This is a genomic window from Selenomonas sp. AB3002 (genome assembly GCF_000702545.1).
In the GTDB taxonomy this organism is placed as follows: Bacteria; Bacillota; Negativicutes; order Selenomonadales; family Selenomonadaceae; genus Selenomonas_B; species Selenomonas_B ruminantium_A.
Genome location: NZ_JNIO01000002.1, coordinates 749,269 through 769,617 on the forward strand (window position 1 = coordinate 749,269; position 20,349 = coordinate 769,617).

Sequence of the window (20,349 nt, forward strand, 5' to 3'; positions counted from 1 at the left end):
CCTGGGGTCAATATGCAAATCTTAGAAGTACACGCCACCCCTAATCCAAAAATGACCGCCGGGATGGCTTGTGTCGCTGGTGGGCAGCTCAGAGCCCAGACGCCAGGCGTAGTCTGTACGAATGAACCAGTCTTCCCAGCGGGACCATATAAGGCCAATGCCTATACCTTCCAGATGGCGGTAGTTGATACCGCCCGTGGTGCCTTTGTCCTTGTTTATGCGCAGTCCACCGTGATCAAAATAGGTGGCCAACTGCAGCTGCTGATCCTTTTTCTTCAGGGGCAGCAGCCATCTTAACTCCGCTCTGGCAATGTAGCCGCAATCTCCGGAGGCCTCGCTCTGGGGATAGGCTCTCACGCCATTGAAGCCCCCCAAGCTGATGTGCTCGCTACTGTCCAGATTGTGATCGCTGTACTGACCACGGAATGAGAATAGAGCATAGGCCCTAGGGGAAATATCTTCGCGACGCAGAAGGGACCCCTTCAGCTTATAGAAGCGTCCCTCGGTGCGGGAGCCTGCGGCAAAGGCCTCGGTTTCCGCTGTGTTGAAAGTCACACGTCCAATTTTATTTTCAATCCTCCACCAAGTGGTGCCATGACGGTCTGTTTCATCACCATACAGGGAAAGCACCCCTGCGCTACCGGTCTTGTCAGCATAGGTGAGGCCCAGGGTTCTGTACTCATCCTTCAGCGCGGTGAATTCCCCTCGCAGGCCCGTGTAGAGGTTGTACTTCTGGCTGCGGCGTATGGCGTAGTCAAGGCCCAGGGAGACCGTGCGGGCGGTGCCCCGGCCATCCAGGATGTCATATTCTTTGCCCAGATGGTACTGCAACACATTGTAGCCCAGGGAGAGCTTCAGGCCGTCGGTAATCAGAGGCGTGACGTAGGTCATGCCATAGTTATTCATATGGCGGCCCGTCACCAGCCCTCCCACGGCAAAGTGGTCGCCCTCTTTGGCAGGGTTCAAAAAGTCGTAGTCAATGCTGACCTCACCGTAGCCCGTGTATCGGTTGCCGTAGTTGTCCACAGTAATGAGGCCCTGCTTGCCCTTGTGCTTATTTAGATCTATCTCCACATGGACAGTGCCCGGCTCGGAACCTTGGGAAAGGGTAGCCTTGGCATCGGCCCCCGCCAGGTCAGACAGCAGCCAGATTGCCCTCTGCAATTTCTCTTTGGTCAAATACTCGCCCGGCTGCAAGCAACGCACCTCACGGTTCACTGCTCGCTGGCGGATATCCGTATGATTCCTCACCGTCAGCTGGTCAAAACGGCCCACCACAATGGCATACTCCACTATACCATTCGTGATTTTCTGCACCGGCAGGAAAACCTTCACCGCCACATAGCCTTCCTTGCGGAAGAAGGCCGCCAGATCATCAGCCCCTGCCTCCAAATCCTTGAAGGACATGAGGCCCCCCTTGCGCTTAGCCAAAATAGCCTGAAGCTTCTCCTCTGGGAAAATATCCTGTCCCGTGATCTTGAAGCCCTTCACATCTACCTTCAGCTCATCAGGCAGATCAAGCTGGGGGCGTTCCTCGGGAGCGTTTACTTCTGCCTTGCCGCCGGGAAGTCTGATGCCCTCTGCCTCGCGCTTGTCCTGCTGCTCCCCGGCCAGTTCTCCGGCCGTAGGAGGCAGCACGATAGCAGGCTCAGCTGCCTGAGCCTCGGGCAGGGACAAACCTCCTATGAGCATTCCCAGAGCTGCTGTGGCGGAGATTTTCTTCAGTTCACGCCCTTTATGAAATGTTAACAATTAAATTCTTCCTCCCAATATTCCCTTTAAATATCAATCCGTGTCAGGGCAGACCGTCAGCGCCTCTGCATCCAGCACGATGCAGTCATCCACTTCCGCGACTTTGACAGCGCCGCTACGGCCCTCCAGGTCTCTTAATATAGCGGCTGCTTCCGCACTTGGCTTAATGACGAAAGGAGCTCACCTTCATACTTTCAAAATGAGTGCAAACCCCGTCCAATTCCTCCAGATTGACCCCCATATGGTTGAAGGCCTCGTAGAGCGCCTGGGATTCTATTTCCATATTCTTGTCATCATAGCCCAAAAGAAATTCTCTGGCAACCTCGTCCGCAGGATAAATGTCCAAGGTGGAGCCATTGCAGGTAATGTGGAACCTGACGCTGCCCTTTTCAGTCTCAAGCGCTTCCTCGCTCTCAAGGTACTGATTCTTCGGCTGGTAAGATTCAGGCGAAACCTTCATCTTAGGTTCCATCTTCACTTTGTCCGCCTCCAGGGTGACAGCATAGGTACCGTAAAGCACCACCTGTCCGCACCTTTCATTGTAAAAAGGCAGTTCCACGCTCATATTTTTTCGATGCTCTGAAAAATAGACCACATCCCTATCGTTGGCGGTTAAATTCTGTTTTTCATACTCACCAGTCGGCAAAGCGAACGCCGTAGGCATAGAAGCCGCAGTCATCATCGCAACAGCCAAGATGCCAATTTGCTTTTTCCTTAATTTGGCAATACTCCCCATTTCTCTTGCTTACTCCTTTTACAATACGACAGAAAAAATCAATTACGAGTTTTTACGTCCTTGTTCCAAATTTTAATCTTTCTCTAACCATGGATGCAATTATAAACCCAGGTATACAATTTTGCAAGTAGTAAATTTAGTGAAATAGTCCCTCTTTTCAAAATCACTATACAAAACTAAATTTCAACGCTACATTGTGCGTGCCCATTTTCGGTGTACTTGCACATCTATTATTACAAAAGAAAAGGGGCTATAGCAACTTTTGCTATAGCCCTAAACTACTTAGCTTGGGATTACTGATCATTCTCCAGCGAAGAGCAGCGACCAGTAGTAATGCCCGTCTGAACCCATCGTGCAATCCACGCCCATGCGGACGTAGTGGCGGTTCAGAATGTTTGCGCGGTGGGTGGGTGATCCCATCCAGGCCTTCACGATTCTCTGGGCATCATTCGCCTGGCTCACGGCCAGGTTCTCGCCAAACCAGCCGCAGTTTCCGTTCATAACCGACTTCACATCGCTCCCGTCGGGACGCTGATGCGCAAAGCTCACCTGAGCTTCCTTCGCCCTGATAGAGGCGCCAGTCATCATATTCCCATCGAGCACTACAGGCTGCAGTCCTGCATTTACTCTCTCCACGTTCACATAGTACAGCACTTCAGATTGAATGCTGGACGCAGAAGCGGGGGATGCTGCTGCTACAAGAACCACTGTCATGACCAGAAAGAAAAACACACGCTGCGCAGCTTTCATAATAACCGCCCCTTCGTTTTAATCCAGATCCTTTTGCCTCTGAGCATTTCGTCTCCACACTCTATGCCTTCCTGCTTCATAGGGCAGGATGGCTCCAGGCTCCATCATAAAACCAGCGATACTCCAGTTGCGTTGACACATCCGAAGTCGTAAACTTGCCGGCTCGGCTATCTCATAGCCGCCACGACTTGGTTCCTTCGCGTTATTCAGTTATATTAGAAACTACAAGGTAATTTTATCATCATATTTTTTACTTGACAAGAGCGATTTTAATGTGTGCTTAATGTTATGCGTGTGATACGGGCACACAAAACATCCAAAATTACCTATGGAAAAAAATGGATAATGGTGCTATAATTGAGACATAAAAAAAGAGCGAACCACAAAGATGGTCGCCTAGACGTATGTTGGTTGGTCTAAAAATTTCGGCCATACAAACAGCGGTCTCGACGCTGATGGCCACCGACATCCCGAAAGCCGCCCCTGGCAGGGCGGTTTTTTCATGCCCAGAATGCCGTCGAGGGTTTAATGGAACGCTTCAATCACCAGCAATAGTGGCTGGATATCCGCATAGCCCAACAACACCAAGGCAATATACGCTACGAAAACGACTGCCAAAACGGCAACCGCCCACAGCGCAACCGCAATGGGAGACGAAAATCTCTCCACTATCTTGGCTGCTACAGGCTTCTTAGCTAAGGCAATAAGTGCCTTGCCCATATTTCTTGTGATGCATAAAGCACCACACCCTTTCGGCTCGATTTACGTCAAGGCATAACCTCGACCAGCCTGACCATCATTATGCATCAATGATAACGACATTAACCATATGCCGCGTTCGCTCTGGGGAATAGCCCCAAGTAACTTATATTTTATCACTGAATCAAAGCCAAAAACAGTCCCTGCATGGCAAAATGTCAAGCAGGGACTGTCTTCATCTCAAGTTATTTTTTCTTCTGCCCATAATAAGCATTCGGACCATGCTTGCGGAGGAAGTGCTTGTCCAGGAGCACCTGGGGCATGGGGTCACGGTCGCCGGTAAGCAGCTGGGTGTGGAAGGCCATCATGGCCACTTCTTCCAGCACAACTGCGTTGTGCACTGCGTTGAAGGCATCTGTGCCCCAAGTGAAGGGGCCGTGGTTCTTCACCAGTACGGCAGGCACATAGTCCGGGTTGATGCCGTACTTCTCGAAGCGCTCCACTGCCACTACGCCGGTGTTGTATTCGTAAGCGCCCTTGATTTCTTCCTCGGTCATATCGCGAGTGCAGGGAATCTCCCCGTAGAAATAATCCCCCTGGGTTGTACCATAGGCGCGCACACCCTGGCCAGCCTGTGCAAAAATCGTAGCCCAGCGGGAATGGGTGTGCACCACGCCGCCGATATTGGGGAACTTCTGGTAGAAGATGCGGTGAGTCTCGGTGTCGGAGGAAGGATTGAGATCGCCCTCAACCTTCTTGCCCTCCAGGTCAACTACCACCATATCCTCAGGACGCAACTCGTCATACTCCACTCCGGACGGCTTGATGACAAAGAGGCCCTTCTCGCGGTCAATGCCGGAGACATTGCCCCAGGTGAAGGTAATGAGGTGATGCTTCGGCAAAAGCATATTGGCTTCATAGACTTGTTTCTTGAGTTCTTCTAACATATTGAATTCCTCCCGATTGTTCTATCTCATTTGCACGCCTTTTACATTATACTACAAAGTGTGCTCGGACAAAATAGCGAATAATATTTTTTATGAGCAAAAATTGCTAGCAGGCCTTACCTGCCCCGTGAAACGGGGAAGGCGGTGGAAGGGGCGAGAAGGGCAAAAATATTTTTCGTGCTTATATATAATAAGGAAGCTTTTAGCACGAAATTTCGTATCTTGCTATCTCATTGCTCTCCCTGTTGGCAGCCATGAGGATGTTCTTGTCGCCCAGATGATACATGAGCACGTTGGCTGCGCCGTAACCTTCATCCAGCTTCTCGGCATGGTAGCCCTGCTCTTTGTCATAGGAGAAAGCCAGCAGGTCGCGGTTGCCCTTGCGGTTGCCCAGGAACCAGTACGGTTTTCCGTTTATTACGTCAGCGCAGATGGCATGGAGGAATTCCAGCTTCTCGGGATAGGTGTAGTCCAGCACGAACTTGCCGCCTTCCTTGCGGTAGATGTTCACCGTGTCGCCATGGAAAGGAGCAATGGTGCAGAGCTCCTCTACCCCGTCGCCGTTCAAGTCAACCAGGAGGCCGTCGCTGGCAGCATCGGTGGTGAGGGTCTCGATGGTCCAGTCAGCTCCGTCGCTGGCAGGAGGCACGAACTGGAACACGCCGTTGTCCGTGGAAACGATGGCAGAGGTCTGGCCTTCCCCATCCTCATGGACATAGTAACCGTGGTTCTTCAGCAGGTCTTCCTTCAGCACCTTCAGCTCCAGCTCTTTGCCGTCGCCATAAGCAGACAGGTCCGTGGGCAGCTCAGCACCGAAGACCTTGCCCGGGAAGCGCCAGTCATCGCGATACTCAGCATCAGACTTCAGAGCGCAGGCAATGATATAGTTCTTGCCATGGGACTGGAGGATACCGAAGCGGTGCACAAAAGGCAGCTTGCACAGTGTGCGCACCTCCCAGTCACCCTTCCCCTTCGGGGTGCAGATGATGATGGAAGCTTCCTTGCCATCATTAGGAGAGTAGAACTTGCGGGTAGCCAGGAACTGCCCGTCAGGAGCACCTTTCGGCATCTGGATCATGGTCATAACCCCGCCGGGGCCTTCCCAGACGGTATCTTCAATCTCACCATCAAGGGAGATCAGGTAGCACTCATTCTGCTTCTCAGCAGCACAAAGGAAATGGTCTTTGCCCTGATAGTTCAGGACAGCCAGAGAATAGCATTTTTCCAGTTCGCCTACGACTTTTTTAGTTGCTTTCATGTTTATGCACTCCTTAAACATCAACCTAAGAGTTCTCAAACTTCAGCCCATGGATGGGCGTTCCGTGGCCGTTGGCTTTCATGGATGAAAGGCAAGGCCACGTTTTCTTTTGGTTCGTTTTCTTTGCGCCAAAGAAAATGAACAGCCGAAACTTATATTAGAATTTCGCTTCTGCTTTATCCAGATACCCTCTGAGGAAGTCATTAGCTTCCTTCTGAATCTTTGCCCAGTCGGTGCCTTCCTTGTACCAGAACTCACCCACGAAGCGCCTTACCCCCAGGGCAAAGGCGGTATCAGCAATTGCCTGGAAGTCCACATGGCCAGTGCCGAAAGGAATTTCACGGTACTTGCCGGGGACAGTTTCCTTCAGATGCACAGCCACCAGATGGCCCTTGCCGGTCTGCAGGTCCTCAGAAGGAGTGCCGCCATAGATCAGCTTGGCATTGGTGATGTTGCCGGAGTCGGGATACACACCCAGGTACGGAGAATCCACCAGCTTCACATACTCCATGGCCTTTTCCGTAGTGTCCATGAAGGGAGTCTCCATGGTCTCAAAGCCCATCTGCACACCATACTTGGCAGCCAGAAGAGCAGATTTCTTCAGCCCTTCGATGAAATCCGCACGGGTCTGCTCGGAACCTTCCTCATAATAGACATCATAACCAGCCAGCTGGATGGTGCGTATGCCCAATTTCGCAGCCAGGATAATGGCCTTTTCCATGATCTCCATGCTGCGTGCCCGATCCTCAGCCTTGGTAGCCCCAAGGGGGAAGCGGCGATGGCCGCTGAGGCAGATGGAGCCAAAAGGCACACCGGTTTCCTTCATGGCAGCCTTGATTTCCTCAATCTCAGCTTCGCTCATGTCAAGACGGGCAAGTTTAGCATCCGTCTCATCAATGCTCATTTCAACATAGTCGAAGCCCGCAGCCTTGGCAGCTTCCAGTTTTTCCTTCCAGGAAAGCGTTCCCGGCATGGACTTCTCGTAAAGTCCTAATAAATATGTACTCATAAAGCACCTCGCTCTAATTTCATTGTTCGACCCCGAGGCCCCCCTTCCACCGGCTTTCGCCGGTCCCCAGCCAGGGAGCCCACCGGGCTCCCGCGCTTCGCGCCCCCGCAAGCGGGGCAGGTAAGGCCTACTATCTACGTTACTCCTTCGAATTCACAAATCCAAAAAACTCGAACCCACGAATTCTCGAACTTCCGAACCCCAGGGCCCATGGATGGGCCCCGCGGACGCGGAAATCATAGGATGTGATTTCAGTCCGCAGTCTCTTTTTGCTACTTTTTCTCTGCACCAGAGAAAAAGTAGGCCGCAATGCGGCAAAAAAGGCGAAAAATAATAGAGGCCGCCACCTTTCATGCGGCGGCCTCCACTAATTAAAGACCTAAATTTTACTTAGGCAGGTTAGCTGCCTCGATCTTCTCCGTCATCTCAGCCTCGGACAGGAGGTTCTTCAGCCCAATCACAGTAGCCTTGCTGCCGGTGAAGGTGCCTACCAGAGACTCGGAGCAGAAGACCACATCGTAGTTGTTAGCCTGGGACTTTGCATCACCAACGTTGGTATGATAAATCTCTGCCTGATAGCCCAGCTTCTTGAAGACTTTCTCGAGCTTCATCTTGATGATCTGGGAGGAACCCATACCGCTGCCGCATGCTGCAATAACTTTTAACATATTGATGCACTCTCCTTTATATTTGGGAAGCCGCCAGGCCCGGCGGCCTCCCCATACTATATAGCTTAGTTACTATTCGCCACAAGGCGGGCTTATTCCTGCCATAAAAGTATTTTTTATGAAGGAATTTAGTCAATAACCACCTGATCAACAGGCACGCCCTGCTTCTTGGCCATGATTTCCTTGTACTTGTCGAAGTCCTCGGCAATGACGAAGTAGGTGTCCTTATGCCGCTGATAGAGAATCTGCGGGATAGCCAGCAGGAGGATTACCACCGCTGCTACGCCTACATACTGCAGGTTCTCCATGATGACGCCGATGATGGGCCATACGGTATCCCAGTCGAAGTTGCCATGCCAGCCGCCGAAGTTACCGGTGGTGAAGTGATAAGCAGCAAAGCCGCCGCCCAGCACCTGGATCATGCCGCTGAAGAAGGGGATGATAGCCGCTGCGCGGATGCCGCCCAGACGGTTTGCGAACACTGCAAAGGTTGCGTTATCGAAGAACAGAGGAACGAACCCGGAGATGATCAGGATGGGGCTGTTGAACACAATCAGGCCCATGATAGCCAGGAACTGGCCGAATGCACCGAAGAGGAAGCCGAAGGTCACAGCGTTGGGGTGACCGAAGCCGTAAGTAGCGGCGCAGTCTACTGCAGGCACGGAGCCGGGCAGCAGCTTTTCGGAAATACCCTGGAAGGAGTTGGTGAGCTCGGATACGAAGGTACGGACACCAAGCTGCAGGATGGTGAGGTAAACGGCGAAGTTCAGGGACTTCTCAAGGATGTAGAAACCGAAGTTCTGCTTGGCACCGAAGCCCTTATCAATCTGATGCATGAGGTCCGGACCAAGGATGGTGATGATGGTACCGAAGAAGATGGTCATGAGCACACCGGTTGCAACCATGTTCTCATTGAAGATGGACAGGAAGCCGGGGAGCTTGAGGTTCTCGAGGGAGTTCTTGGGGTTGCCGATTTTCTTGGCAATCTTGGAAACGATGAAGATACCGAACATCTGCTGATGACCAGTTGCGAAGCCGCCGCCTTCGGTGAGCTTTGCTACAGGCTCAACGGTGAGGTTGGAAGCAACTGCCCAATAGGTACCCAGGAGGATACCCAGCATGACGACGACCTGGGGATCCTGGAGGCCGGGGAAGCAGAAGAGCACCAGCCAGAGGGCGGTGGAGGACTGCTGCACCATAACGTGGCCCGTGATGAAAAGGGTACGGATCTTGGTGTACTTGCGGAAGAGCACCAGGAGGATGTTCATGGTGAAGGCGATCAGAAGCACCATCATCATCATGGAGAAGGAGCGCCCGATGTTCTCAACGGAGGCCTGGGCTGCTGCCTGACCGAAATAAGGATCGATAACTGCTGCGGAAAGTTCAAAACGGTCTTTCAGACCTGCCAGCACCGGACGGAAGTTGCCTACCAAGCCGCCGCTTGCTACGTTCAAGATCATATAGCCGACAGTACCTTTGATGAAGCCTGCCAGACATTCATACCATTTCTTGCCCAGAAGTGCATAACCTGCGAAGACGATAAAACCTATGAAGAAGGCCGGTTTCGTCAGGATGTTGTTCTGGAAAAATTCCCAGACGGAAAGCAAAATTTCCATAACCTGTATTTCCCCACTTTCTCTACTTTGCCCATACTAAGGCGTTCAGGCCATGGGGACAGCATCGCTTCACTTGGACTTTTACCATAAAATCTAAGTTCCCGCTGCGCCGCGCTCTGCGGTGCAGAGCACGCCTTGCGCTCACTAAGATTTATGGTAAAATTCCACACGTTCCGCTTATGCTATCCCCATGTCCCTCACTTACTGACGCTCAACTGACTTGCAAAAGCAGTCTTCCATCAGCAGTGTCTGCCTTTCACCTATCCCTCGACTGCCAAGAGGTCATCCCCCGTCTTGGCCTGCAAGAGTTTGTCCACGATTGCCTCGTCGGAAAGGGTTTCCGACAGCTGCATGAGGTTGTTCAGATGCACCTCGTCATCAGTGGCTGCCAGCACTACAAAGATGCGGGCATCCTTGTCCGGGTCGTTCGGGTCGAAGGACACGGGCTTCTCGGTCTTCATGAAGCACATAGCCGTATCGTTCACGCCGCGGCCGCGCTCTGCATGAGGAATGCAGATGTTCGGGGCGATGACGATGTAGGGGCCAAGCTCCTCCACCTTCTCGATGATGATCTCAGGATATTCCTTCTCGATGGTGCCGTCAGCCAGCAGGGGTGCGCAGGCAGCCCGTACGGCGTCACGCCAGTCATCGAAACCTTCATGGAAGGAAAAATGCTTTTTCTCAACGATTTCCTTGAACATTTATCTGTATCTCCCTTCGGAATCTTACAGGCAGGAACGGAAGGGGATGTTCTGGGGATGCTCGAAGCAATCCTCGAAGCCCCGACGATGATGGAAGTAAATCTTATCCTTATCCTGGGGATAGGTGTAATGTCCGCCCACCTGCCAGAAGAAGGGATGGAACTTGTACTCGTTGCGATCCTTCTTGAAATCGTAGAGGAGCTTGATCTCCTCGCAGTCAGCCTGGAAGTTGGTCCATACATCCCAGTGGATGGGAACAACGACCTTGCACTGGAGGTTCTCAGCCATGCGGAGCACGTCGATGGAGGTCATCTTGTCCTGCATGCCGATGGGGTTCTCGCCGTAAGAGCCGAAGGCCACATCGATGTCGTAATCCTTGCCATGCTTTGCAAAGTAGATGGAGAAGTGGCTGTCACCGGAGTGGTAGATGTTGCCGCCCGGAGTCTTCAGCAGGTAGTTGACTGCCTTGTCGTCCATGTCGGAGGGGCACTTATCAGTGAGCTCTTCGCGGTCCGGACCAGTGCTGTCGGTGGTGACGATGCAGGTACGGTCGAAGCTGTCCAGAGCAACGATTTCGATGTCCTTCAGCTTGATGACGTCGCCGGGCTTCACAATCTGGCAACGCTCCTCAGGCACGCCCCACTTGACCCAGGTCTCAACGGACTTCTTGGGGCCGATGAAGGGAACCGGTATCTCTTTGCCGTTCTCATCGGTGGTGGTCATGCCGCTGTTGATGACGTGGGCAGCCCACTCAGCAGACATGTGATCCTGATGATAATGGGTGGCCAGCACTGCATCAACCTGCTTGAAAGCGAAGGGGTCAATGACGAAGGGCACGTTGCGGAGATTCGGCTGCATGGAGCGGCATCCGCACATGTTGGCCATCTGATGGCCGACCTTCATCTTGCCATCGCCGTGGGTGCGCTTGCCATTGCCGCACCAGAGGTCAACGGTCACATTTGCACCGCCCGGGGTCTTGAACCAGATGCCGGTGCATCCCAGCCACCACATACCCACATTGCCTTCGGGGATGACGGCGTTCTCGATGTCTTCCACCAGCCAGGTGCCCCACTCGGGGAAGGTGCTCTTGATCCAGCTGTCTCTGGTCATCTCGCTGATCTTGCTCATTGTTTTGCCTCCTAATCCTAAACTGTTCAAACTGCTCATAAACAGCTTCACAAACAAATCGTATATAGGGTATTTTTTCGCTTGTTTTTGTTTACATGCTTATCATACGCTTATTTTATGCTCAAGTCAATACCCAATTTGATAAAAAAACATAAAAAAATCATCCGACAAATTTTATTGCATATTTTATGCTCGTTTATATTGATATTTTCCATATAAAGGGTTATAATGTGGGTAAGGTCCCAAAGGAATGGACAGAAGCAACATATAAAAGCAAAAAGCGTGGCGAAAGGAGCCATTATATATGAAGAACAGCAAGAGTGTAGTCTTCAAGCGCCAGCAGGCCTTGCTCAGACTATTAAAAGAAAGAAAGACCATCGACGTGGATACTGCCTCCCAAAAGCTGGGGGTCTCCCCCACTACCATCCGCAGGGACCTGGATATGTTCGAGCAGCAGCATTTAGTAGAAAGATTCCACGGCGGCGCCAAGTTATTGGAAGGAACCCTCCACGAAGAAGACACCACTTCCAAGGACAGGGCCTTTGTGGACAGGGAACAGAAGGAAACCATCGCCCGCTATGCAGCAGGCCTTATCAATGATGGGGATACGATCTTCATGAACTCCAGTTCCACGGCGCTTTTGATGCTTGACTACATTAAAGACAAGCATGTCATCATAGTCACCAACAATACCGGCGTCATCGGCTACCCCCATGCTCCCGGGGTGAGCATCATCCTCACAGGCGGCGAAATCTACCAGCGGCGCAAGACCCTCATTGGCGAATTCGCCCTGCAGACCCTCACCAAGATCAATGCAGACAAGGTCTTCCTGGGTGTGGGCGGCATCAGCGTAGAGGGAGGCCTCACCACCTCCGTGCTGCCTGAGACGGCCATCAACGACATGATGATGCGCCGCTGCCAGGGACCCTGCTATGTGCTGGCTCCCACTGGCAAGATAGGCCAGGAGCATAACTTCCTCTCCGGCCCCATCAGCAACATCAGCACCCTCATCACCTGCGAAGGTGCCGATCAGGAAGAATTGCAGAAAATGCGCAACCAGGGCCTGGAGGTCATAGAGCTTGGGCCGGAAGCGTAAAGTCACAAGTAAAAACGTGCATAAAACGACAAAAACAGAGCAGCTTTCCCACCTGAGAGAAAGCTGCTCTGTTTTATTTGCTTTATTTTATTTTCTCCAGCATGGCCTTGCATCCCAGCAGCACATCCTGATAGGTAGTCTCAAACTCCCCGGTATACCAGGGGTCAGCCACCTCCCGGTCAAGTCCTGCCCAGGAAAGCAGGGAGCTGCACTTGCCCTCAGGGTCCTTGCCCGTCAGCCGCATCAGATCACGGTGGTTTTCCTCATCCATATAGACGATATAGTCCCAAGCCTCGTAATCCGCCCGGGTAATCTGCCGTGCTTGCCGGGGCGTGAAGGGCACCCCATGCTCCTTCAGCGCCCGTTTGGTACCGGGATAAGTATCATTCCCCAGCTCATCCGTGCGGCAAGCCTTGGAATCCACCCCTATCTCCTGCTCCAGACCTGCTTTCCTGACCAGATCCTTCATGACAAATTCGGCCATGGTTGACCTGCAAATATTGCCGTGGCATACAAATAAGATTTTCTTCATACCTTGAAAACTCCTTAGTCCCTTGATATATAAGGCTGCACAGCCATTATTGTCTTTTTGATAAGGCGGCACACTCCCGCATAAAATCGCAAATCTACGACATCAAAAGTTGTAAAAAAGTTGTAAATCCGGCCCTTTTTCACCGAATTACAACTCGATTCCATTCACTTTTTTCAATTCCTGCTCAGCCAGCTCGAAGCTCGTGTGAGCGTAAGTATTGAGAGTTACGCTTATATCCGAATGCCCCATCAAGTACTGCAGCGTTTTGGGATTCATGCCAGAATGAGCCATGTTGCTGCAATAGGTATGACGGCATACATGAGGTGTAACCTTCGGTATCGGCACCTTGTAGATGGAGTTGTACTTCTCACAGATGTGCTGAAAATACTTCTCCCAGTGCAATGCGACCATAGGCTCGCCCTTCTTGTCCAAATACAGGAAACCAGCATGACCATCAATCATCGGCTCCACCTTCGGTTTTGGCCGCTTGTCAATGATACGCTTAAAAGCAGCACATACTGCATCGCTGATGGGAATAACCCTGTTGCCGGCCTCGGTCTTTGGCTTCTCTATGATGTACTCCATATTGCGCTTCCTCTGCAGCTGATGGTCTATCGTCAGCCGCTTGGTGCCCAAATCAACATCCTTAATAGTAAGCCCTACGAACTCAGATATCCTGAGACCAGTGTTGAAAAGGATGAAAATAGCATCATAGTACCTTGAGAAATGCTTATCCTGCGCCACAAAGGCCAGAAATTTACGCTGATCCTCACGACTTATGGCCTTCCTGGTAACACTGTCATTCACCACCACAGATGCCAGCTCAAACTGGAAGGGATTCTTGTTGAGCATATCATCCTCTACCGCCATCTGGAACGCCGGCCTGACAACGCCTCTTATGGAATGGATTGAGCTGTAGCCACGGCCATCCCTTTGCAGCTTTATCAGCCATCTCTTTGCATCAGACTGCTTCACACGGCCAATCAGCATGGAACCAAAGGCTTCTTTCTTAATGATATTGACAACAAAGTTATAGTTCGCCTGCGTGTTATGGCGAACCCCAACCTTCTGCTGGAGATACAGTTTCACCAAATCCAGCACGGTAATCTTGCTGTCATAGCCCAGGATACCATCTTCCAAATTACGGATGATTTTTTTCTCCATCTCCCGCAACGAAAGCTCTGACTCCTTGCCTACAGGCGGAATATCATAAGGCTCCAGCTTCCAGCTGTAGACAAAGTGAGTATCCCCCTTGGCATCCTGATACTTGAAGTAGTACCTGCCATCACTACGCTGACCCTCGCCTTTGCGAAGGATGCGCTTCTTATTGTCTCGTCTTCTTGTCATTTTGCTCCTCCATGTATAGGAAGAGCCTTGGCACTCCCATTATAGCATGCCAAGGCCCCCTGCTACTATACGGCCGTCACCTTATCTATAAAGTTTTCCATTTTTTTCCGTTTGACAAGGCGTTTCACGCCGACCATGAGTGCAAGCTCTGCCCCTTCCGGAGAATCAAGCAGATTGGCAAGCCGCTTGACCCCCACGTTGAAGTAAGCCGCAGCTTCATCTAGGGTTAGGCAGAATTTGTCCTCCGGTGCTATTTTCACCCTCATTGCCACCACCGCCTTAAGCTTGCTGTCTCCAGTTCAGCCTGTTCGTCAGTGGCTGGATGCTTCCCACATCCACCCCACGGCTCGCTGCGACACCGTTACGGGCATACGACAGTGCCTCCTCATAGCTAGGGAATACGCTTGTGTTAAGCGTAGCTCCATGCCAGTGGGCAAGCGAGTTGCTATACTTGGCCTCATCATCGTAAACCCCATATGCATAGTGATCGTACACCCCAAGGTAGTTCTTGCCCGAAGCGGCCGGAGGAAGCGACGGCCTCGCCACCTTCTGCCCCGGCGTCAAGCAGAGCTCATCTGTCTTAGCCTGCCGTCCCATCTGGAAAGCCATCTGCATGCCGTTCGCATAGGAGTCAAAAACCTTTGCCAGATCCACATAAAGGACCACGTTGCTGACAGGGGGATAGCCATTCTGTCCGTTTTGTTCATACTGTTGTGCATTGAGACTGTACTCCATAAAATATCATCCTTTCCAATTCATATAGCCCAGACTGAAATAGCTGGCAAAATCATTTCTAAACCGTTCACCGAAGACCGCCAGCGGGTTCGATACCAGCGGAGCAAACGCTACCGTGCTTACCGGCATGGCTGGCGGGGGGCTGCAAGCCCAAGGCACCATCTCCTCAATCTCATCACCCCCTTCCTCAGCGGCGGCACATTTGCTCGCCTTAGGAGAGACGTCGCAGGACAAGGACCTGCCCAAATCCCCTTTATCCTTTAGCAATGGCAGTGAGTTCTTGCCAGCCACTACATTATAGTGCTCCCGAAACCTCCTCAACTCCTGGGGACTCTGAGAATACTTCCTCCCCGTACGTACATTAGTCATACCCAAAAGGAAATGCGCATGGATGTGTTCGGGTTTATTAGTATGAATTGCCGCCAGCCACGGAAAGTCTACGAAGTACTCAAGGATTTCCTGGGTAACCCCCAAAGCCTTGGTAGGCCGCAATTCTTCACAGGTTGCTCCAAAGGATAATATCCCCTGCTTAAAGCTCCTATCCCCAAGCGGATGCCATCTATCTTCTATAACCCTAAGGCTATGGGCACTATTGGTCTTGGAAATATATCTGGAAAGGATGTAATCAGGCTCCGTACGCGTCAGCTGCTTAAGGTATAGGGAAAGTCTCTTTGCCCTTTCCACTGAGGCTACCCTGTAGTTAACAAACTTTATGATTGGACAATTGTCCATAGTCCTAACACTTCCTCTCGAACCAGTTCCCAGTCTTGATCCGGCGTACCATCCATAAGAAGCAGCATCATAAAAGCCACCCGGTCTTTAACCTCCGGTGGAATTCCTAAGTACTGACCCTGTACTCCAGTCGTGTACTCTTCCAATGCCTGACGGATTGCCGCAGAGCGGGTAAGTTCCTTCTTCTGGGCCAGAGAATCCAGCTCGCTCAGAAGATCCTCCTCGAGCTTCACCGTAACCGTGTTCATGCTACTCAAGCCTCCTTGCGCATAGCGACAACCTTCGTCTTGGCCTGAGCAGCCTCATCCGAAGGACTCCCCTCACTACTCCCCTGCCTATACTTCAACCCCTGCACGCAAACGACAGCATTCGGATGATCAGGAATACGTTTGCGCTGGCAGGTATAACCCAGCTGAGCCAATGACGTATTCAGGTCATGCCTTGTTATAGACCTCACAAGGTTGTCATTGCAAAAGCGCAGGTAGCGCTCGTATAACTCTGAGAGGCATAACCAGTTGCCCTCCTCCTTAACACAGCATTCCTTGATGAAAGTCTCCAGCGAGAATCCATCAGCCTTGAACTCCTGCAAAATTCTATCAGCCTCGGGAACCTGACTGAATATCTCCCCTCTGGCAATAAACTCTGGCATGGATTTTACTGCCACGGATAAGAAAACATCCCTTTCGGCCCAAAGCTTACTCAGCAACTCGAGGTCATTACCATTACCACGCCTGGTAAAAGGAATCAAATGCAACCTCGTAGCGAAACCGCCTCCAACGTCCGGCTCGCCCAATGAAGGGAGGCTATTAGCCGCAAAAACGATTTTCGATCTCGGCTTATACTTTTTAGGGTTAGCCCCCTTCTGTTCGATGATGACGGGATTGCCACTTATTATGCGTTTGATTACATCGAGTCCTTTGAGGGGGCGGGTTGGGAGCTCGTCGCAGACCAAGAGCTGCATGCGTTCCATCAAACTCCCACGGAACCGCTGCCCCATATCATCAAAGGTCATAGGCATCCAAGCTTCCTCACCGAGTACGTCCTCAATGAACTCAAGGACAACAGACTTCCCCGAATTGGCATGACCTATGAGGACAATCATTTTCTTCGCGTTTGGCAGGCTACTAAGTGCGTAGACAACAGCCTCCGTAAACGACTTCCATTTACCAGTGGCATCAGCATTAGGGCTGTCAATGCCCAAAGACGTCCTGGCGAAGTTGTGCCATGCGCTGTCTGGTGGCAAAGCAGTCACCTCTGCCTTGTAGTTAAAGTTCAGTGAGTGGCGGAGATACATCTGAGGATTATGCTCCTGCAGCTCACCTGTTTTCAGATCTACGACGCCATTGCCAACTGCCAACAGCGAGGTATAAGCCTCTTCGGAGAGCCCCTTCTCAGTGAACTGGACGTTTTCACGAAGCTCCCGGAACAGCTCATCCAGCTCACCTATGCGCAGCCCCGGCGCCTCCTTAGCTGTATCCATAGAAAGATACCGTTTCCCCGTCAAAGGGGTCAGTGCCACCCAGATTCCCCTTGACGTGCTGTACCGAAATAGCAAGCCCCTGCCATCGTTGCGGTACAGCCCCTTCTCCTTCAACTGCCTCAGCAGCATTGTCACGTCGTCTTTCTTCATTAGTAACCTCTCCTTCCGGATAGATTTAATCAATATTCGCTGACCAACGATCAGCTTGTTTACAGTTTACTACGTCAAAAAACCGGAATCGGAGGATTTGACTGGGCAATTTTGTAAAAATGCCTCTACCCAATTTTCGATTTCTCCGGACTCAACCGAACTTTTTCCGTGCGCTACCGAACTTGCTGCCAAGAAGCTTCTATATATTAGGTATGAATATTCCATAGCGACCCTAGATGTGACATCGAGCCTACGGCAAAGCGGCGAGGCTGCTCGGCGGTCAGCTTGGCCTTAGGGCCCGGCTGACCGCCACGCAGCCTACCGCTTTGCCTTCTTCATGTATATAAGAAGTTCTCCCATACTGAACGCACGTCGAGTAGAAGCTAACATTTATCTAGATCATTCAGCATAACGTTGTTGATGAACCTCCTTGCTGTTCAGCTATGACTTTTCCACTACCGGGCAATCTTGGTACTTCCCCCATTAGAGTGTCTCCAGGCTGGGCGCACAACAAAAGCCACCAATTGACACTGGTGGCTTCTATCACATTATTGAAGAAAACATCTAATCGATTATAAAAATCCTCCCCAAACAACTAGGTTCGCTTTTCTCTCCTCGCGTCATTATAAGAATCAGCACAATATTTCCTTAATTTATGGTGAATATTTTCGATTTCCATATTGGTAAACAAATTAGCATCAAACTCTAGTCCTTGTGCCCTTTCCGCAAAACAGTGAAATCTGTTCTCCATATAGAGCTCTTCATAAACCTTGCATAACCTTATAATTATTTTGAACGCCTTTTTCACACTCTTACCAAACCCAAAGTTACACAAAATCTGCCAAGATAGCAAATCCATCACCACATGCCTGGATATCATTTTATCTAGGTATGCATTTCTGTAGTTACTCAGCGTCACATTTTTACCAGCATCACTCTTATATGAATATTTATATTGGAATTTTATTTTCTTCTTCCTCAGCATTGCCTCAACTTGAACCAGCGCCACCATAGTCCCAAGGTCTGCATATGAAAAATTATTTTGTCCCCATTTTTTCTTGGGATACAATTCAAGCATTGTGGCCCACATATCATAGTATCTATCTGCATATCTATATATTTCTTTACAACTACTCTCTATATCATCTGTGCCTATTATGGTAGCTATATCCCTTCTATATTTTCTAATTTCCTTTTTAAAATCGAAATCTCTTGTTGCCAATTCTCCATCATCAATCCGCATCTGTTTATCCAAAAGATACTCAACAGATTCTTTTGGTATTTTAGACAGCCACTTCTCTAGATTTATATACATAAGTTTTATATCCCGTATTATCCCAATATACTCATGCTCTACCATCTTGAAATATATTTGTTCTAACTTTCCGATTTTCTCATCCTCTTCATAGCAACCAGAATATATATTATAAAACTCCATTTTCAACCTATGCATCATCTCCCTTTTTTCACTCAACGAAATGAACAACTCCCTATCCATATCATAAGCCGCCCTAGCAGTCAATCCATCAAACCTGAACAATTTTTTCAGCTTCTCCACACTCTCAACAAAGAACAAATACGGCAACGGAACATTTTCATCTATCCTAAGCATTTTGTCATGTAGCTCTTTATTTTTCAGACTACTCTTTAACAAATCACTTTTAGCACAAAACATCATTTTTCCGTTTTCAGTAGAATTAGTCATCAATCCACTTATGCTATTTTCATACGATGGAGATTTCAACACGCGAAATATATCTTTCTTACGCTTCTTTGTGATGTTCTCCATACCCTTGTTAGTTTCAATAAAAAATCTAGAATATCTATGAAATATCCTTTTCGCTATTATCGATTCCTTCTTTTGTTGCAAATCTTTCGTTGTATCTATTTTTAAATTTACACCAAACACTCCACCTATATTATCAGTTACAATCTTAATTTCTTTTCTTATCGATTCCAATATCCTCTCTAGCTCTTTCCCTAGCATCATTTCCTTATCATCACTACTGCAATACACATATAATTCCTCGTACATCGGCATTTCATATTCACAATCATTCTCATTATCGTCTGGGAAGGTTATAGAACCACCTTCACATATATATTTTCCCTCTTCTAAAAACTTTCTTGCCAGTAATTCTTTTGCTAACGTAGCATCTGTGTACGCATCATCATCAGGTTCTCTATATCTCCCCGGGTTAATCATTGCCAATGTTTTAAAAATGCTTTCATTCACATGTTTATGCAAGCTATAATAATACTCAGCGTTCACCAATCCTTCTGGATATAATAAAATCATCAAATCTTTTTTTGCTCCTGTATTAGCATCATCCCCACCAATAACATTACTATGTATAATTTTTCCTCGTATAAGTTCCATATCCTTACAAATTTTCTTAAGCCCTTCTTTAATAACATCATGATATAAATATTTAGGCAGCACACATTCTAATGCCGAAAATTTATCTAACACAATTTTATAATATTTAATCAGATCGTCAATTTCCTTCGATTGCCACATTCCCATTACTGGATATATTGAATTCAGTGCCTTTATCGTATCATCCTTGCATGTCCTAATCTTTATGCATTCATTATAGATTTCTAGTATTTTTACCCCGGGTATATCTTTTTCTCCGACTTCTATTAAAAGTTGTTTGATTTTATCCATCACATATCCATCATAAATATCCGCACCAACGGCATCACTTCCACTAGATTCAATCTTCAATCTAACCTCAAATATCACCTTACCATAAAAACTCAGTTTTCTTAATTCCTCACACATTGCAAAAAACTGCTCCTTAGTAAATAAACCAGGAACCATCATTTCACTTGCAATAATATTTGATGTCACAAACTGTTTCATAGCGCATCTCCACCACCGTCAATCATAATATGATACTGAAAAATAATACCATATGCAGGATACCGATTGGTAATACAGCCAGCGTATATCTAATCCTCAACGGAACTATTTCTCCTAGAAACTGTAATTCTTTGACACAACCAG

Annotated in this window: 20 protein-coding genes; 1 reads left to right on the top strand and 19 read right to left on the bottom strand. The window is 49.4% G+C overall.

Features of this window, described 5'->3' with window-relative positions:
- Positions 1-21: 21 nt before the first annotated feature.
- The 11 genes from P159_RS0103690 to ulaG all read right to left on the bottom strand — a co-directional run bounded on the left by P159_RS0103690 (position 22) and on the right by ulaG (position 11,264).
- Entirely contained in the window at positions 22-1,752 is a 1,731-nt protein-coding gene (locus tag P159_RS0103690; RefSeq protein WP_051650091.1) for a ShlB/FhaC/HecB family hemolysin secretion/activation protein, read from the bottom strand.
- Between the two features lie 163 nt (positions 1,753-1,915).
- Positions 1,916-2,446 (bottom strand): hypothetical protein, encoded by a 531-nt coding sequence (locus P159_RS0103695; protein ID WP_185753593.1) that lies wholly within the window; start codon positions 2,444-2,446, stop codon positions 1,916-1,918.
- Between the two features lie 342 nt (positions 2,447-2,788).
- Complete coding sequence (locus P159_RS0103700; protein ID WP_051650092.1) at positions 2,789-3,238, bottom strand: CAP domain-containing protein; 450 nt, start codon at positions 3,236-3,238, stop codon at positions 2,789-2,791.
- 525 nt (positions 3,239-3,763) lie between these two features.
- Positions 3,764-3,958 (bottom strand): hypothetical protein, encoded by a 195-nt coding sequence (locus tag P159_RS0103705; protein ID WP_029541534.1) that lies wholly within the window; start codon positions 3,956-3,958, stop codon positions 3,764-3,766.
- A gap of 224 nt (positions 3,959-4,182) precedes the next feature.
- Positions 4,183-4,884 (bottom strand): L-ribulose-5-phosphate 4-epimerase, encoded by a 702-nt coding sequence (locus P159_RS0103710; protein ID WP_029541537.1) that lies wholly within the window; start codon positions 4,882-4,884, stop codon positions 4,183-4,185.
- 202 nt (positions 4,885-5,086) lie between these two features.
- Positions 5,087-6,142 carry a hypothetical protein gene (locus tag P159_RS0103715; RefSeq protein WP_029541539.1) on the bottom strand — a complete coding sequence of 352 codons (1,056 nt, stop codon included), beginning with the start codon at positions 6,140-6,142 and terminating at the stop codon, positions 5,087-5,089.
- Positions 6,143-6,299: 157 nt separating this feature from the next.
- Entirely contained in the window at positions 6,300-7,151 is an 852-nt protein-coding gene (locus P159_RS0103720; protein WP_029541542.1) for an L-ribulose-5-phosphate 3-epimerase, read from the bottom strand.
- Between the two features lie 386 nt (positions 7,152-7,537).
- Positions 7,538-7,819 carry a PTS sugar transporter subunit IIB gene (locus P159_RS0103725; RefSeq protein ID WP_029541544.1) on the bottom strand — a complete coding sequence of 94 codons (282 nt, stop codon included), beginning with the start codon at positions 7,817-7,819 and terminating at the stop codon, positions 7,538-7,540.
- Between the two features lie 128 nt (positions 7,820-7,947).
- Entirely contained in the window at positions 7,948-9,435 is a 1,488-nt protein-coding gene (locus tag P159_RS0103730) for a PTS ascorbate transporter subunit IIC (protein ID WP_029541547.1), read from the bottom strand.
- Between the two features lie 260 nt (positions 9,436-9,695).
- Positions 9,696-10,136 (bottom strand): PTS sugar transporter subunit IIA, encoded by a 441-nt coding sequence (locus tag P159_RS0103735; RefSeq protein ID WP_029541548.1) that lies wholly within the window; start codon positions 10,134-10,136, stop codon positions 9,696-9,698.
- 24 nt (positions 10,137-10,160) lie between these two features.
- Complete coding sequence (ulaG, locus tag P159_RS0103740) at positions 10,161-11,264, bottom strand: L-ascorbate 6-phosphate lactonase (RefSeq protein WP_029541551.1); 1,104 nt, start codon at positions 11,262-11,264, stop codon at positions 10,161-10,163.
- A 304-nt stretch (positions 11,265-11,568) separates the two neighbouring features.
- On the opposite strand from ulaG, the gene P159_RS0103745 reads away from it, so the two are divergent.
- Positions 11,569-12,360 carry a DeoR/GlpR family DNA-binding transcription regulator gene (locus P159_RS0103745; RefSeq protein ID WP_029541554.1) on the top strand — a complete coding sequence of 264 codons (792 nt, stop codon included), beginning with the start codon at positions 11,569-11,571 and terminating at the stop codon, positions 12,358-12,360.
- A gap of 82 nt (positions 12,361-12,442) precedes the next feature.
- Here P159_RS0103745 and P159_RS0103750 read toward each other — a convergent pair whose 3' ends face one another.
- From P159_RS0103750 to P159_RS0103785, 8 genes are all read right to left on the bottom strand, one after another.
- Positions 12,443-12,892 (bottom strand): low molecular weight protein-tyrosine-phosphatase, encoded by a 450-nt coding sequence (locus P159_RS0103750; protein ID WP_029541557.1) that lies wholly within the window; start codon positions 12,890-12,892, stop codon positions 12,443-12,445.
- Positions 12,893-13,039: 147 nt separating this feature from the next.
- Complete coding sequence (locus P159_RS0103755) at positions 13,040-14,239, bottom strand: tyrosine-type recombinase/integrase (RefSeq protein ID WP_029541558.1); 1,200 nt, start codon at positions 14,237-14,239, stop codon at positions 13,040-13,042.
- A gap of 65 nt (positions 14,240-14,304) precedes the next feature.
- Positions 14,305-14,505, bottom strand: coding sequence for an excisionase (locus P159_RS0103760; protein ID WP_029541560.1), 201 nt, complete (start codon positions 14,503-14,505; stop codon positions 14,305-14,307).
- Positions 14,506-14,518: 13 nt separating this feature from the next.
- Positions 14,519-14,974 carry a hypothetical protein gene (locus P159_RS0103765; protein ID WP_029541562.1) on the bottom strand — a complete coding sequence of 152 codons (456 nt, stop codon included), beginning with the start codon at positions 14,972-14,974 and terminating at the stop codon, positions 14,519-14,521.
- A 6-nt stretch (positions 14,975-14,980) separates the two neighbouring features.
- Entirely contained in the window at positions 14,981-15,706 is a 726-nt protein-coding gene (locus P159_RS0103770) for a hypothetical protein (protein ID WP_029541564.1), read from the bottom strand.
- Positions 15,685-15,954, bottom strand: a complete 270-nt coding sequence (locus P159_RS0103775; RefSeq protein WP_029541566.1) for a CopG family transcriptional regulator — start codon at positions 15,952-15,954, stop codon at positions 15,685-15,687. The genes P159_RS0103770 and P159_RS0103775 overlap by 22 nt, the downstream gene beginning before the upstream one ends.
- Positions 15,955-15,959: 5 nt before the next feature.
- Positions 15,960-17,336, bottom strand: coding sequence for a phage/plasmid primase, P4 family (locus P159_RS0103780; RefSeq protein ID WP_029541568.1), 1,377 nt, complete (start codon positions 17,334-17,336; stop codon positions 15,960-15,962).
- Between the two features lie 595 nt (positions 17,337-17,931).
- Positions 17,932-20,205 (bottom strand): hypothetical protein, encoded by a 2,274-nt coding sequence (locus P159_RS0103785; protein WP_029541570.1) that lies wholly within the window; start codon positions 20,203-20,205, stop codon positions 17,932-17,934.
- Positions 20,206-20,349 lie beyond the last annotated feature (144 nt).

Coding starts and splice junctions, on each gene's coding strand:
- ulaG (WP_029541551.1), bottom strand. CDS start 11,264: ATGAGCAAGATCAGCGAGATGACCAGAGACAGCTGGATCAAGAGCACC.
- P159_RS0103730 (WP_029541547.1), bottom strand. CDS start 9,435: ATGGAAATTTTGCTTTCCGTCTGGGAATTTTTCCAGAACAACATCCTG.
- P159_RS0103700 (WP_051650092.1), bottom strand. CDS start 3,238: ATGAAAGCTGCGCAGCGTGTGTTTTTCTTTCTGGTCATGACAGTGGTT.
- P159_RS0103715 (WP_029541539.1), bottom strand. CDS start 6,142: ATGAAAGCAACTAAAAAAGTCGTAGGCGAACTGGAAAAATGCTATTCT.
- P159_RS0103710 (WP_029541537.1), bottom strand. CDS start 4,884: ATGTTAGAAGAACTCAAGAAACAAGTCTATGAAGCCAATATGCTTTTG.
- P159_RS0103775 (WP_029541566.1), bottom strand. CDS start 15,954: ATGAACACGGTTACGGTGAAGCTCGAGGAGGATCTTCTGAGCGAGCTG.
- P159_RS0103705 (WP_029541534.1), bottom strand. CDS start 3,958: ATGGGCAAGGCACTTATTGCCTTAGCTAAGAAGCCTGTAGCAGCCAAG.
- P159_RS0103770 (WP_029541564.1), bottom strand. CDS start 15,706: ATGGACAATTGTCCAATCATAAAGTTTGTTAACTACAGGGTAGCCTCA.
- P159_RS0103735 (WP_029541548.1), bottom strand. CDS start 10,136: ATGTTCAAGGAAATCGTTGAGAAAAAGCATTTTTCCTTCCATGAAGGT.
- P159_RS0103765 (WP_029541562.1), bottom strand. CDS start 14,974: ATGGAGTACAGTCTCAATGCACAACAGTATGAACAAAACGGACAGAAT.
- P159_RS0103745 (WP_029541554.1), top strand. CDS start 11,569: ATGAAGAACAGCAAGAGTGTAGTCTTCAAGCGCCAGCAGGCCTTGCTC.
- P159_RS0103720 (WP_029541542.1), bottom strand. CDS start 7,151: ATGAGTACATATTTATTAGGACTTTACGAGAAGTCCATGCCGGGAACG.
- P159_RS0103750 (WP_029541557.1), bottom strand. CDS start 12,892: ATGAAGAAAATCTTATTTGTATGCCACGGCAATATTTGCAGGTCAACC.
- P159_RS0103760 (WP_029541560.1), bottom strand. CDS start 14,505: ATGAGGGTGAAAATAGCACCGGAGGACAAATTCTGCCTAACCCTAGAT.
- P159_RS0103725 (WP_029541544.1), bottom strand. CDS start 7,819: ATGTTAAAAGTTATTGCAGCATGCGGCAGCGGTATGGGTTCCTCCCAG.
- P159_RS0103780 (WP_029541568.1), bottom strand. CDS start 17,336: ATGAAGAAAGACGACGTGACAATGCTGCTGAGGCAGTTGAAGGAGAAG.
- P159_RS0103755 (WP_029541558.1), bottom strand. CDS start 14,239: ATGACAAGAAGACGAGACAATAAGAAGCGCATCCTTCGCAAAGGCGAG.
- P159_RS0103785 (WP_029541570.1), bottom strand. CDS start 20,205: ATGAAACAGTTTGTGACATCAAATATTATTGCAAGTGAAATGATGGTT.